The sequence below is a fragment of the Nocardia sp. NPDC051756 genome (genome assembly GCF_040681495.1).
GTDB lineage: Bacteria > Actinomycetota > Actinomycetes > Mycobacteriales > Mycobacteriaceae > Nocardia.
On sequence record NZ_JBFAYV010000001.1, the window covers coordinates 467,688 to 480,203 of the forward strand.

At 67.8% G+C, this 12,516-nt stretch carries 13 protein-coding genes; 10 read left to right on the forward strand and 3 right to left on the reverse strand.

From position 1 onward, the window contains the following. Positions 1-104 precede the first annotated feature (104 nt). The 3 genes from AB0M22_RS02285 to mraY all read left to right on the forward strand — a co-directional run bounded on the left by AB0M22_RS02285 (position 105) and on the right by mraY (position 3,589). Positions 105-626 (forward strand): hypothetical protein, encoded by a 522-nt coding sequence (locus AB0M22_RS02285; protein ID WP_364719987.1) that lies wholly within the window; start codon positions 105-107, stop codon positions 624-626. Positions 627-906: 280 nt separating this feature from the next. Further along, positions 907-2,265, forward strand: a complete 1,359-nt coding sequence (gene mgtE / locus AB0M22_RS02290; RefSeq protein ID WP_364719990.1) for a magnesium transporter — start codon at positions 907-909, stop codon at positions 2,263-2,265. Positions 2,266-2,512: 247 nt separating this feature from the next. After that, positions 2,513-3,589 carry a phospho-N-acetylmuramoyl-pentapeptide-transferase gene (gene mraY / locus AB0M22_RS02295; protein ID WP_364719992.1) on the forward strand — a complete coding sequence of 359 codons (1,077 nt, stop codon included), beginning with the start codon at positions 2,513-2,515 and terminating at the stop codon, positions 3,587-3,589. Positions 3,590-3,599: 10 nt separating this feature from the next. On the opposite strand, the gene AB0M22_RS02300 is transcribed toward mraY, so the two are convergent. Further along, positions 3,600-5,678 carry a CocE/NonD family hydrolase gene (locus AB0M22_RS02300; RefSeq protein WP_364719994.1) on the reverse strand — a complete coding sequence of 693 codons (2,079 nt, stop codon included), beginning with the start codon at positions 5,676-5,678 and terminating at the stop codon, positions 3,600-3,602. Positions 5,679-5,918: 240 nt separating this feature from the next. Here AB0M22_RS02300 and AB0M22_RS02305 point away from each other — a divergent pair, with 240 nt between their 5' ends. Then, positions 5,919-7,022, forward strand: coding sequence for an AraC family transcriptional regulator ligand-binding domain-containing protein (locus AB0M22_RS02305; protein ID WP_364719997.1), 1,104 nt, complete (start codon positions 5,919-5,921; stop codon positions 7,020-7,022). A gap of 39 nt (positions 7,023-7,061) precedes the next feature. Here AB0M22_RS02305 and AB0M22_RS02310 read toward each other — a convergent pair whose 3' ends face one another. Then, positions 7,062-7,535, reverse strand: a complete 474-nt coding sequence (locus AB0M22_RS02310) for a DUF4383 domain-containing protein (RefSeq protein ID WP_364720000.1) — start codon at positions 7,533-7,535, stop codon at positions 7,062-7,064. Positions 7,536-7,666: 131 nt separating this feature from the next. Here AB0M22_RS02310 and AB0M22_RS02315 point away from each other — a divergent pair, with 131 nt between their 5' ends. Further along, positions 7,667-8,227: a TetR/AcrR family transcriptional regulator gene (locus tag AB0M22_RS02315; protein ID WP_364720003.1), complete on the forward strand. Its 561-nt coding sequence runs from the start codon at positions 7,667-7,669 to the stop codon at positions 8,225-8,227. Positions 8,228-8,358: 131 nt separating this feature from the next. Then, positions 8,359-8,883: an RICIN domain-containing protein gene (locus AB0M22_RS02320; protein ID WP_364720006.1), complete on the forward strand. Its 525-nt coding sequence runs from the start codon at positions 8,359-8,361 to the stop codon at positions 8,881-8,883. Positions 8,884-8,935: 52 nt separating this feature from the next. On the opposite strand, the gene AB0M22_RS02325 is transcribed toward AB0M22_RS02320, so the two are convergent. Further along, the gene (locus AB0M22_RS02325) at positions 8,936-9,514 is read right to left on the reverse strand and encodes an XRE family transcriptional regulator (protein ID WP_364720008.1); all 579 of its coding nucleotides are present in this window, start codon (positions 9,512-9,514) and stop codon (positions 8,936-8,938) included. Positions 9,515-9,603: 89 nt separating this feature from the next. On the opposite strand from AB0M22_RS02325, the gene AB0M22_RS02330 reads away from it, so the two are divergent. From AB0M22_RS02330 to AB0M22_RS02345, 4 genes are all read left to right on the forward strand, one after another. Beyond that, complete coding sequence (locus AB0M22_RS02330) at positions 9,604-10,260, forward strand: class I SAM-dependent methyltransferase (protein ID WP_364720010.1); 657 nt, start codon at positions 9,604-9,606, stop codon at positions 10,258-10,260. Beyond that, positions 10,238-10,732, forward strand: coding sequence for a DinB family protein (locus AB0M22_RS02335; protein ID WP_364720012.1), 495 nt, complete (start codon positions 10,238-10,240; stop codon positions 10,730-10,732). Before AB0M22_RS02330 ends, AB0M22_RS02335 begins: the two co-directional genes overlap by 23 nt. 31 nt (positions 10,733-10,763) lie before the next feature. Beyond that, positions 10,764-11,786: an alpha/beta hydrolase gene (locus AB0M22_RS02340; RefSeq protein WP_364720015.1), complete on the forward strand. Its 1,023-nt coding sequence runs from the start codon at positions 10,764-10,766 to the stop codon at positions 11,784-11,786. Positions 11,787-12,057: 271 nt separating this feature from the next. After that, positions 12,058-12,393 carry a hypothetical protein gene (locus AB0M22_RS02345; RefSeq protein WP_364720017.1) on the forward strand — a complete coding sequence of 112 codons (336 nt, stop codon included), beginning with the start codon at positions 12,058-12,060 and terminating at the stop codon, positions 12,391-12,393. Positions 12,394-12,516 lie beyond the last annotated feature (123 nt).

Sequence of the window (12,516 nt, forward strand, 5' to 3'; positions counted from 1 at the left end):
ACGCATTGTCTGCTTCCGGCAAATGATCAGCTGACTGTGCGGCGTGGCGCAGCGCAGAAATTCGCTCGCGCCTGCCCGGTCATCCGCGTCATCCTTGGACGCACATGAATACAGAGAGACAACATCGACTCGGCGTCGACTTCGGCCGGGTCATCCAGGGGGCGGCTTTGCCGGCCGGGGACGCGGACACCGTGTTCCTCGCCGGCGGCCTCGACGAGGCCCTGCGCACTCCACCCAGCCCCGACGCGTTCGACGTCCTGCCCAGGTTGGTCCGGCTCTTCGAGGGCCGGGCGTGGGTGATCTCCAAGTGCGGGGAGCGGATCGAACAGCGCACCCGGCAGTGGCTCGACCACCACGACTTCTTCGACCGCACCGGCATCCCGCGCGAACATCTGCGCTTCTGCCGCAAGCGCGCGGACAAGGCCGGGCACTGCGCCGAACTCGGCATCACGCACATGATCGACGACCGGATCGACGTGCAGCACGCGCTGCGCGAGCTGGTGCCGCACCGCTACCTGTTCGGCGCGCAGTCCGATCCGGTGCCCGACTGGGTGGTGCACGTCCCCACTTGGCGGGACGCGGAGACCGCCGTCACAGCCACGCTCGGGCCGAGGATGGTCGACTGACCAGGAAGCTCCGCTGTGGTGAACACTTCACCGAAATGCCTGTATCCTGCACAGGGATGCATTCGCATCCGAACTACGTTTCAGTGATGGCGCGGGCTCGACCGGTCTGCGGCAGCGACGAGCAGGAGGTGGGGTTGTCATGCGCAACGAACCTCCCAGTCGAAGGCCGCGCGGCGTCGCCCCTTCGTATTCCTGAGTAATCAGCGACGGTGGGGACCGGCGCCCGCGGTGTGAATTTTCGCGCTCCCATTCACGCACGCGTATTTGCTGAGGACATCCCATGTCGCAGATCATCGAAGTACGTCCGTCGCTGTCCGAATCGCTGCAGGACATCGCCGACTGCCACCGCGTCGACGCCGCGCTCGCCTGGCTCGACAACCACCCGCCGCACGTCATCGCCGACCAGCTCGCCCGGATGGACGCCGTCCAGGCCGGGATGGCGTTCCGGCTGTTGGACAAGGACCTGGCGCTGGCGGTCTTCGAAGAACTCGAACCGGTGGACCAGCAGCAGATCCTGCAAGGCCTGCGGGACCAGAGCTTCCGCGACCTGATCGAGGGCATGGCGCCCGACGACCGGGCCCGCATGCTGCGCGAAGCGCCCGCGAAGGTCGCCAAGAAGGTGCTCGCCGGACTGAGCCCGCGCGAACGGCGGATGACCGCCGCGCTGCTCGGCTACCCGGAGGGTTCGGCGGGCCAGTTCATGACCCCCGAGGTCGTCGCGCTGCCGCAGAACCTGACCGTCGCCGAGGCGCTGACCGTGGTGCGGGCCAAGGGCGCCAACGCGGAAACCGTCTACACGCTGCCCGTCGTCGATGCGAGCCGGCGCCTGACCGGCATCGTCGAACTGCGCGAACTGGTGCTCAGCAAGCCGGACACGATGATCGCCGAACTGGTCGTCACCGAACCGGTCTGCGCCCGCGCCACCGACTCCGCCGAGAAGGCGGCCCGGCTGATGCGCGAGACCAACGACCTCAACATGCCCGTGGTGGACAGCGAGAACCGGCTCGTCGGCCTGCTCACCATCGACGACGCGGTCGAGGTGATCGAGGCCGCGGACAGCGAGGACGTGGCCAGGCAGGCGGGCTCGGCGCCGTGGGAGGGCCACTACATGGCCGCCGGCGTGTTCCAGCTGGCCCGGTATCGCGCAATGTGGTTGCTGCTGTTGCTGTTTGCCGCGACCCTGACGGTCAGCGTCACCGACATGTTCGAGGGAACGCTGCAGCAGGCCGCGCATCTCGCGCTGTTCATCCCGTTGCTCATCGGCGCGGGCGGCAACGCGGGGGCGCAGGCCGCGACCTCCTGTGTGCGGGCGCTCGCCGTGGGCGAGGTGCGGGTCACCGACCTGTTCAAGGTGATCTGGCGCGAGTGCCGGGTCGGCCTGGTGCTCGGATCCATGCTCGCCGCAGCGGGATTGGTGATCGGCGGGCTGTTCGTCGGGCCGCGCGTCGCGGTCGTCGTCGGCATCACGCTGGTGCTGATCTGCGGCTGGGCCGCCACCATCGGCGGCACCATGCCGCTGCTCGCGAAGAAGCTCCGGATCGATCCCGCGGTCGTGTCCGCCCCGATGGTCACCACCCTCGTGGACGCCACCGGGCTGATCATCTACTTCACCACCGCGAAGCTCGTCCTCGGCATCTGAGCCGACGCCACTGCCGCGGCCGCCCTCCGGGACGGCCGCGGCAGTGCTGTTTAGCGGAACTACACGACACCGCATGAATCCATTCGGCTTGCTAACGTCGGGGCAATTCGCGCGGACGACAGTGGGTTGGTGGATGGGCAGCGGTGCGGACAGACGTCGGGAACAGCTCGGCCCGGGCAGTGAAAAGGTGCCCGTGCGTTGATGTTTCAATTACCCGACTTTCCGATGACGGCCGCGTGAGGGGCGAATGAGACAGATCTTGTTCTCGGCGATGATCGCGCTGGTGGTCTCCATCACCCTGACGCCATTGCTGATCAAACTCTTCACCAGGCGAAAGGTCGGCCAGGAGATCCGGTCCGACGGACCGGCCAGCCACCAGGCCAAGCGCGGCACACCCACCATGGGTGGCATCGCGATCCTGATCGGCATGTGGGCCGGGTATCTGGGGGCACATCTGCTCGGCCTCCGGCACGACGCGGAGGGGGTGTCCGCGTCCGGGCTGCTGGTCCTCGGCTTGGCCACGGCGCTGGGCATCGTCGGCTTCCTCGACGACTTCATCAAGATCCGCAAGCGGCGCAATCTCGGCCTGACCGCGACCGGTAAGTACATCGGCCAGCTCGCCGCCGCGATCGTCTTCGGCATCCTCGCCCTGCGTTTCCCGTCCAGCACCGGGCTGACGCCGGCCAGCCGGCACATGTCCTACGTCCGGGACGTGGAGACCGTGTCGTTCGGGCTGATCGGGTTCCTGCTCGTCGTCAGCTTCCTGGTGGTGGCCTGGTCCAACGCGGTGAACATCACCGACGGGCTCGACGGATTGGCCGCCGGGTCGATGAGCTTCGCGCTCGGCGCCTACGTGATCATCACCTTCTGGCAGTACACCAACGCCTGCGCGGTCACCCCGGGCGCCGGCTGCTACGACGTCCGCGACCCGCTCGACCTGGCGGTGGTCTGCGCCTCCGGGGCGGGCGCCTGCATCGGATTCCTCTGGTGGAACGCGGCGCCGGCCAAGATCTTCATGGGCGACACCGGTTCGCTGGCCCTGGGCGGACTGCTCGCCGGCCTGTCGGTCACCACCCGCACCGAACTGCTCACCGCCGTCGTCGGCGCCCTCTTCTTCGCCGAGATCCTCTCGGTACTGCTCCAGATCGTCGTCTTCCGCACCACCCGCAACCGCCTGTTCAGAATGGCCCCCTTCCACCACCACTTCGAACTCAGCAAGTGGGCCGAAACCACCGTCATCATCCGCTTCTGGCTGCTGGCCGGCATCTCCTCCGCCGTCGGCCTGATGCTCTTCTACGGCGAATACCTCGCCGCCATCGGCTGATTCGCGGGCCTCATTCCGGAATGGCAACGCTGAGCGGGATGTTCACCCAGCTCGGCTGCGCGGGATCCAGTCGCAGGCGCTGCGGCGCGAGCTGACTGTCGACCAGAATCGGCAAGGGCGGCAACCCCTTCGGCAGATTGCTGGCGTAGACATCGATGCGGAGCCGGTGGCCGGGTTGCAGCACCGCGTCGGTCGGGTCGATGCCGATGTCGAGGGCGAGCGGTTGTCCGGGCGTGATCAGCTCGCGGCGGTCGAGGTCGAGGTAGTACTCGGGATCGATGTAGTCGCCGTTGGGCGACTTGGTGCTCTTGGTGTCATCGATCTGCCGCAGCGACGAAACGAGTTGTCCGGCACTGATTTCGCGTGACCGGCCGTCCGGGAAGACGTCGTTGACGGTGACCACCCAGTAGCCGTCCGGGTGGTCGAGGACGGTGTTGAGGTGGGCGTTGATCGGGCCGGAGATCACCGTCGGTTCGGTCACCGGGTTGCTGGTGAAGGCGAGTCCGTTGAGTTCCCAGATCCGCGAATCCTGGTCGCAGGCCATGATGATGGACGGCACGCCCGCCCAGATGCGAGAGGTGTCGCGCGAGCACAGGCTCAGCAGGCCGGGCGTGACCGTCAGATCGGTGACGGCACCGTGCGTCGGGGCGGCGGACAGGCCTCCGTCGAACTGCGCGTCGGTGGTGCCGGAATGCCGATCGTCGAGGTACATCCGTCGATGGGTGTGCTGTGCGCGGGGGAACTCGGGTGCCGAAGTCCATTGACCACCTTGTTGTTTCAGGGTGATCGGGTTGAACCGGTCGATGCCGTTGTCGATTCCCTTGAGCCACTTGTCGAACCAGGCCCGTTGCAGGACATCCAGGCGCGGCGGCAGCCCGCTGTGCCCGAATCCGGCGAGACCGCCGCCCGCGTGATAGCCCTCGCCGACGATCAGCTTCTTCCGGTCCGGCGACAGCGCGAGGTCGTTGTAGGTCTCGGTCGGGGTGCTACCGAAGACATCCCACCAGGCGCTGACCATGAATGTCGGCGCCGCGATCTCGCTCATGTTCGCCTGCAGACCTTTTCGCCGATCCGAGTCCGGATCGAGCAGGTCGCGCGTCTTCGGCGTGAGCTGGCCGGTGTCCATCGCGGTGAACGCGTTCGTCACCACATCCATGAAGGTGAGCGGGTCGGCCAGCCGGTCTTCGAACCAGCGCAACTGCTGTGCCGGGTCGAACCGGCCGGCGATGATCGCCTCGACGTCCGGCGCGAACTTGGCCAGGTTCACCACCAGCGGCCAGAACGCGGCGAAGCCGAATCCCACTGCGCCACCGGGGATCACGATGTCGTCGACCAGATCGCCGCTGGCGATGTAACTGAACACGGCCTTGATCGCCGGGTTGCCCCGATCCGCGGCGCGCAGCGCGGCGATACCGGTGGCGGACGTGCCCTTCACCGCGATGGACCCGTCGCTCCACGGCTGCCGGGTGATCCAGTCGATCACTTCGGCCGCGTCGTCGCGTTCCTTGACCCCGAAGAGCTGCCACTGCCCCTCGGAGCTGCCGGTGCCGCGAATGTCGACGTGCACCAGGTTGTAGCCGCCCTTGACCAGGTCGAAATTGTGCGCGGCGGTTTGCAGCAAGCCGGAATCGAGTTGCCTGCTGAGGTCGGTCAGGCCTTCGAGGCCGGAACCGGGTGGCGCACCGACCGAGGCCAACGCGGGCAGCAGCACGTCCTCGATGCCCGGAATCTGCAGCAGCGCGGAGGCCAAGTTGACGGCCATTTTGTTGTAGGTCTCGAATTCGATGATGGTGGGCAGCTTTTCGTCGGTTGCCCGCCCGCCGTTGCCGGGTCGCTGGACGTCGAGCTTGATCACGGTGCCGTCGCTCATGGTGACCGGCAGCGCGAGGTCGGAGAAGATCCCCGCGTACGGCTGGGGTCCGTCGACCGCGGCGGTCCAGGCCGGCGCGTACCGGCCGCCGTCGATATCGGTGAACCCCGCCTGCGGTTCGGCCGTGGCGATCGGAGTGACCAAGGGGGCGCAGGCGACGACCGCGACGATCATCGTCGCGCGGGTGCCGAACCGCTTCGTTCGTGCTCGCAAGCTCATCTCGATCCGTTCCGAGTCGACGGTGAATCCGGGTGCTCGATCGCGGTTCTGCGAGGTGGCGCGCAGTGACCCGAGCTCGAGCCGCCTGAGTATGTCCGGGTCGGCGGGGCGCGGAATTGCTCTGAGGCGACAAAGTTCTGCCTTCCGGCCGCACCGCTGCCTCGGCTACGCTCCGGCAATCGAGTCCACCGCGCCGCCGGCCGAGATGGAACGACTCGATCGGACCGAGGGGAGCCGGCCATGGTGGTGTTGACCCGGGCCGCGGTGCTGCGCGGTTACCCGGCACTCGTCGACGACCTCGGCGGCGACGGCGCGGCCTTGCTCGATCGCCTCGGCATCGGGGCCGCAGCGGTCGACAGTGACGATGCCGTGGTGTCGAGCGAGGCGGTGGGCTGGGCGCTGGAGATCGCCGCGGCCGAGCTCGGCTGCCCCGATTTCGGCCTGCGACTGGCGGGTCGTCAGGTCGGCGCGGTCTCCGGACCGCTGGCGGTCGCGGTCGCCAATGCCGCGACGGTGGGCGCGCTCATCGCCTGCGCGTCCCGCTTCCTGTTCACCCAGCACACCGGAATCTCGCTCGTGCTGGTCGCCGATGCCCAGCCGGGCATGGTCGCGATCAACTTCCGCGACCCCGGTGAGACCAACGGCTTCGCCCAAGGCGTCGATCTGGGCGCCGGGATCATCCATCGGGTGCTGCGGCAGGCCGTCGGCGGCGCCTACGGTCTGCGCTCGATCCACCTGCCGCATCCACCGCTCGCGCCCGCCGCGCGCTACGCCGAATTCTTCGGCGCCGAAGTGCGATTCGACGCCGGCACCACGCTGCTGCGGATTCCGCGGGCCCTGCTCACGCGGCCGACCACCAGCGGTAGCGCCACCATGTACTCGATGGCGGTGCACCTGCTGACCGAAAACTATTCTGCGCTCGACCGATCCACGGCAACCAAGGTCCGGGTCGTGATCGACGGGCTGATCACCCGTGCCGGACTCGATATGGACGTGGTCGCGCGCACGCTGTCGATCCATACCCGCAGCCTCCAGCGCGCGCTCGCCGCCGAGGGCACGACCTTCACCGAGGTGCTCGACGGCGCTCGCCGGGACGCCGCGCACCGGCTGGTGTGCGAGACCGATATGCCGATGTCACAGATCACCACCCTGATCGGCCTGCGCGAACAATCCGCGTTCACCCGTGCTGTCCGCCGCTGGTTCGGCGCGACACCGCAGCAGATCCGGCGCGCGGCCCGCGACCGGCGCGGTGGTGCGCCGCGAGTGACGGTGCGGTTCAGGGGCGATTCCGTCGCGCTCGCGAACAAGCCGGGAGTCCACGCGGCACCAATCGCCCGCGCTTGATTGCGCCGCCGAGAGGTGTTGCGGCCGTGCAACTCCGGGTCAGCCGCGGCTTGCCGCTGTGCGGGCGGCGAGGGCGGCCGATCCGCCGGCGATCAGGATGAGGGTGCCTTCGACGGTGTGCACGATATTGCCGAAGGTGTCGACGGCCATCAGGTGCAGGACGTGATCGCCGCCGGTGAAGCCGAGGGCGGCGACGAGTAGGTAGAACGGGCCGCACGTCCAGGTGTAGGCGGCGGCGCGGGTGCGCACGGGTGCGAGGGCGAGCCCGGCCAGGCCGGTGAGCAGGTGGAACAGCGCGTGCCAGCCGTTGACGGTGACCGGGATGAAGCCGAGGAACTGGATCGTGCACGCATGCATGCCGCCGCCGAACGCCATATCCGGATAGATGCCGAAGGCGATCACGCCGTTGGTGGTGAACCAGGCCCCGGCCAGGAAAACGAAGAACTGCAACGGGGTTTCCAGCACGGCGGTGACGTAGCGCAGGGCCAGCAGGCGGAAAGCGGCGAACGACACGGGGGTCCTCTCGGTCGAGTGTCCGGGAGTGCCGGGCACGCCCGCATTTCTAAGCCAGTCGTCCTAGAAAGTGGTTGTGAGTATGTTCTAGGACTACTGTCTTAGTCAATGACCGAGCTGGGAGGCGGCTAGTGGCACGGGACACCCGCGCGCGAATGATCCGGCACGCGACGCTGCTGTTTCGCGGGCAGGGCTACGCGGCCACCGGCTTCCGCGAGGTGGTGGCGAAGGCCGGAACGCACCGCGGCGTCATCTATCACCACTTCCCCCGCGGCAAGACCGAACTGGCCGAAGAGGTCCTGGCGTTCATCGACGGCACGGTCGGCCCGGCCATCGAGGCGGTGTGCGCGAGCCAGGCGCCCATTCCCGCGATGCACGCGATCCTCGGCGGCGCGAAGCTGGCCATGACCGGGGGCGGCTACCCGCCGGGCTGCCCGGTCGCGGCGGTCGCGCTCGGCGCCGGTCCGGACGACCCGGATCTGCTCGCCGCCGCCGGCGCGAGCTTCCGGCGATGGGCGCGACCCTTCCAAGAGTGCTTGCAGCGCAACGGAATCGACGAGACCGACGCCGCGAATCTGGCGACCCTGCTCATCGCAGGCCTCGAGGGTGCGCTCGTGCTGTGCCGGACCGAGGGCAACACCGATCCGCTGGATCGGGTCGCCGCCGGATTGGCACGGGCGCTGAAGGCCTGAGGATCGGCGACCCTATGGGGTGATTTCCGCACCCTCCGGCGGCCATCCGGCCTCCTCAGGGTGCCTATTCGGGCGGAGCTGTTTGCTCGAACATTGGTTCGGCAGGCACCTTCCACCAGAGAGATCCGACCTTGACACACTTCATCAGCCGCACCGCAGCGGGATTGTTCTTCGGAGCCCTCACCGCCGTCGCCGCCGTAGTTCCCGCCACCGCGCACGCCGCGCAGCCGGACGACATCGTCACGATCCAGCAGGTGTCGAGCGGTCGCTACCTCGACGCCTGGAACGACGGGACGCACGACTACAACGTGGTCACCCGCCCGAAGCAGGGCGACACCAGCCAGCAGTGGCGCATTCACTGGGACGACAGCGGCACCGGGACCGGGACGGTGCAGCAGGTGAGCAGCAAGCGCTACCTGGACGCCCACGAGATCGAGTCCCTCGACTACCACCTGGTCACCCGGCCGGCCCAGAACAACCCCACGCAGGTGTGGCACTTCAATTCGCTCGGCGGCGGGAAGTACACGATCCAGCAGGCATCCAACAATCGGTACGTGGACGCGCACGAGTACGCCGAGAAGGACTACGGCGTGGTGAGTCGTCCGGCGCAGAACAATCCGACGCAGCAGTTCGTGCTGGTGGTCGTCGGCCACTGAGTTCGTCCCCCGTTCCGCCGCATCTCCCCTCGGGTGCGGCGGAACAGTCGGGTCAGGACTTGGTGGGGTGCACGTGCGAACGCACGCCTTGCAGCCCGAACAGGATGAGCAGTTCGACCGCTTTGCCGTCGGCGCTGCCGAGCCAGTGCGGCAGGGAGGTGTCGAATTCGGCGGCCTCGCCCGGCGGCAGGATCAGGTCGCGCTCGCCGAGCACCAACCGCAGGCGGCCGTTGAGCACGTACAGCCATTCGAAGCCGTCGTGGGTCTGCGGCGTCGGTTCGAGCGGCTCCGGCACCGCCGGGATGATCATCTTGAACGCCTGCGTGCCGCCCGGTCGCCGGGACAGCGGGATGAAGACCATGCCGTAGCGCCGGATCGGTTTCAGGTGGATCCGCGGGTCGCCGGTGCGCGGGGCGCCGACTAGATCGTCCAGCGGGACGTCGTAGGTGCGGGCCAGCGGCAGCAGCAATTCCAGGGTCGCCCGGCGCTGACCGCTCTCCAATCGGGAGAGGGTGCTCTCCGATACGCCGGTTGTCGCGGCGAGGTCGGCGAGGGTGATGCCGCGGTCGCGCCGCAGCGCCCGCAGCCGTGGCCCGACCACATCGAGCACGTCTTCGGTTTCCCGGTCCATCCGACCATCTTGCCGGAACCGCAATTTTCCGTGCCGAATCGAGGTGCCGCTGTCGAGACTGAAACGTGTCTCGACAGTAAGGAGTCTCGATGAGCACCACCGATGCGGTCGCGTTCTGGGACGGTGTCTACGCGGGCCGTCCGGCCGCCACCGATCCGCGGCCGAATGTCCTTCTCGCGGAGATTGTTTCGGGTCTGCCGAGGGGCGACGCGCTGGATCTCGGGTGCGGTGACGGCGGCGATGCGCTGTGGTTGGCCGGGCAGGGGTGGCGGGTCACCGCCGTCGATATCTCGGCCGTTGCGGTCGAGCGGCTGGCCGGTCTGGCCGGCGCCCGCGGGCTTGGTGACCTAGTCACGGCCGAGTCGTATGACCTGCACAAGTCCTTCCCGCCGGGCGAATTCGACCTGATCTCCGCTCAATACCTGCACACCTCGTTCGACCTGGACCGGGCGACCGTTCTGCGCGCGGCCGCTCATGTATTGCGGCCGGGCGGGCGGCTGCTGGTCGTCGACCATGGTTCGACCGCGCCGTGGTCGTGGAACCAGGATCCCGGCGTGCGGTATCCGAGTCCGCGGGAGATCGCCGCGGGTATCGATCTCGATCCGTCGCAATGGCTGGTCGAACGGGCCGACGTGCCCCGCCGGATCGCCACGGGACCGGACGGGCGGACCGCCGAGGTCACCGACCATGTCCTGCTCATCCGTCGCGCGATCGGAGCCGACCATGCCGGCCACCTCGCGTCGTAAGCGTCGCGGCGACGCTCCGCCGCCGCGGACCGGGAGCAGCGAGATCGACACGCTCCGTGGGTTTCTCGACTACCTCCGGGACTCGATCGCGGCAAAGGTCGACGGCGCTCCCGAACCGCAGGTGCGCACCGCCGCAGTGCCGTCCGGCACGAATCTGCTCGGACTGCTGAACCATCTGACCTTCGTCGAGCGCTCGATGTTCCTGGGGGACAACGTGACCGACTGGCAGGCGACATTCAAGGCGGAGCCGACGGACACGGTGGCCGAGGTCATCGCCCGCTATCGGGAAGCGGTCGACCGCGCGAACGAAGTCCTCGACGGCTGCACCGATCTCACCGCCCCCATCCCGCGTCCGGGACGTCCCGCGCCCAGCGTCCGCTGGGCCCTCACCCACATGATCGAGGAGACCGGCCGGCACGCCGGCCACGCCGACATCATCCGTGAGCTGATCGACGGCGCGACCGGGCGCTGAACCCCAATCACCTGCTCCAGGAAAGATTTCTATGATCACCGCACCACAGCCGCGCCGTTTTCGCCGATCCGCGCACGCGGCGGCGACCGTCGCGCTCACCCTCCTGCTCGCGATCGGCGCCGGGGCCTGCGCCAGCACGACCGCCGCCGAGGTTCCCGCCTATGCGACCGTCACCCAGGGTGACCCGAAGTTCGAGAACACCTTCAAGCATGAGTTCGCCGACATCGACGGTGTTCGGATGCATTATGTGAAGGGCGGCACCGGCACACCGGTGGTGCTGATCCACGGTTGGCCGCAGACCTGGTTCGGCTGGTGGCCGATCATGCCCGCGCTCGCCGAGCAGCACACCGTCTACGCCGTAGATCTCCCTGGTCTCGGCGACAGCACCGGTTCGCCGACCGGCTACGACAAGGCCACACTGGCGCGCTACGTGCACACGCTGATCGCCGACCGCCTCGGCCTCCGCGACGCCCGCGTCATCGGGCACGACTTCGGCGCGGCGGTGGCCTTCCAGTACGCCGCCCAGTTCCCCGCCGACACCGCCCGCCTCGGTTATCTGGACCTGCCCCTACCCGGTCCCGCCATCGACGCGGCCACCTACCGGACCCTGAGCTGGCACATCGCCTTCCACGCCCAGCGGCGCGTCCCCGAAGCGGTGGTCGGCGACGACGTCCGCGAGTACCTGGCCCTGTTCTATCCCCAAGTCGCCTACGGCGGAACCGCTTTCGGCGGCACCTCGGACCGCTCCCCGTTCACCGACGCCGAGATAACCGAGTACGCCCGCACCTACGGCCGCCCCGAAGCGCTCACCGGCGGCTTCAACCTCTACCGCACCCTCGACAAAGACGTCACCGACACCATCGCGGCCACCCCTACCTCCGTACCGACTCTGGTCATGGCCGCCCAGGGGCAGGTCGCCGCGATCCAGGCCACCGCCGCCCCGCGGATGACCAATATCGTCCGCGCAGTGGACGTTCCGCACGCCGGCCACTGGCTGGCCGAGGAGAACCCCCAGTTCGTCACCGACGAACTACTGCGGTTCCTGAACGGATAACCGGGTTCCTGAATGGACGGCAGGTTCCAGAATGAACAGCCGGGTTCCTAAGTGGACAGCCAGTTTTCGGCATTTCGCGTGATTTCCCGAATCTGGCGCTCAGACCGCCCAACGGTGTCGGTGCGCGCGGTTACGATCGCTCCGAAAATAACGATGCGGTAACGGACGAGGGGAGAGCTCGACGATGCGTAGCAGCGGGAAGTCTTTGGAAGAGCGTGTACACGAGCTGGAGGTCTGGCGAGATCTGCAGATCACGCGCGATACTGTCACGGTGACCCGATTCGAGGATGAGTTCGGCGCCGTGCACACGAGGTTGGATGACCTCGATGCCGGTATGGCCGGGATCCGCGCGAGCATCGGCGACCTCGACGGTCGGTCGGTGGCGTCGCGGCTGATCTCCATGAGTGTCGACATCGGTAACCTGGCGACCAGCCAGGAGTTGTTGAGCTGTCGCATGTCGACGGTGGAGACCCGGTTGTCGACGGTGGAGTCGGATATCGGCACCATGAAGGTGGACATCGGTGGCATGAAGTCGGACATCGGCGGCTTGAAGGCGGACGTCGCTCAGATCCTGAGCATCTTGCGGAAGTCCTACGGCAGCAATTAGTTAGCGACGTCGATGAAGTCCCGCCGCCACGCGATTGCGGCGGCGGGATCGGCAATGCGTTGCACGCCCGCGGAACCGTCGAGTAACGGTGCGCTCGCCCGAACGGACGGGTAGATAAAAGTG

What these genes read in the sequence shown, in the direction of transcription:
- AB0M22_RS02285 (WP_364719987.1), top strand. Translation starts at nt 105, where the DNA reads ATGAATACAGAGAGACAACATCGACTCGGCGTCGACTTCGGCCGGGTC.
- mgtE (WP_364719990.1), top strand. Translation starts at nt 907, where the DNA reads ATGTCGCAGATCATCGAAGTACGTCCGTCGCTGTCCGAATCGCTGCAG.
- mraY (WP_364719992.1), top strand. Translation starts at nt 2,513, where the DNA reads ATGAGACAGATCTTGTTCTCGGCGATGATCGCGCTGGTGGTCTCCATC.
- AB0M22_RS02300 (WP_364719994.1), bottom strand. Translation starts at nt 5,678, where the DNA reads ATGAGCTTGCGAGCACGAACGAAGCGGTTCGGCACCCGCGCGACGATG.
- AB0M22_RS02305 (WP_364719997.1), top strand. Translation starts at nt 5,919, where the DNA reads ATGGTGGTGTTGACCCGGGCCGCGGTGCTGCGCGGTTACCCGGCACTC.
- AB0M22_RS02325 (WP_364720008.1), bottom strand. Translation starts at nt 9,514, where the DNA reads ATGGACCGGGAAACCGAAGACGTGCTCGATGTGGTCGGGCCACGGCTG.
- AB0M22_RS02330 (WP_364720010.1), top strand. Translation starts at nt 9,604, where the DNA reads ATGAGCACCACCGATGCGGTCGCGTTCTGGGACGGTGTCTACGCGGGC.
- AB0M22_RS02335 (WP_364720012.1), top strand. Translation starts at nt 10,238, where the DNA reads ATGCCGGCCACCTCGCGTCGTAAGCGTCGCGGCGACGCTCCGCCGCCG.
- AB0M22_RS02340 (WP_364720015.1), top strand. Translation starts at nt 10,764, where the DNA reads ATGATCACCGCACCACAGCCGCGCCGTTTTCGCCGATCCGCGCACGCG.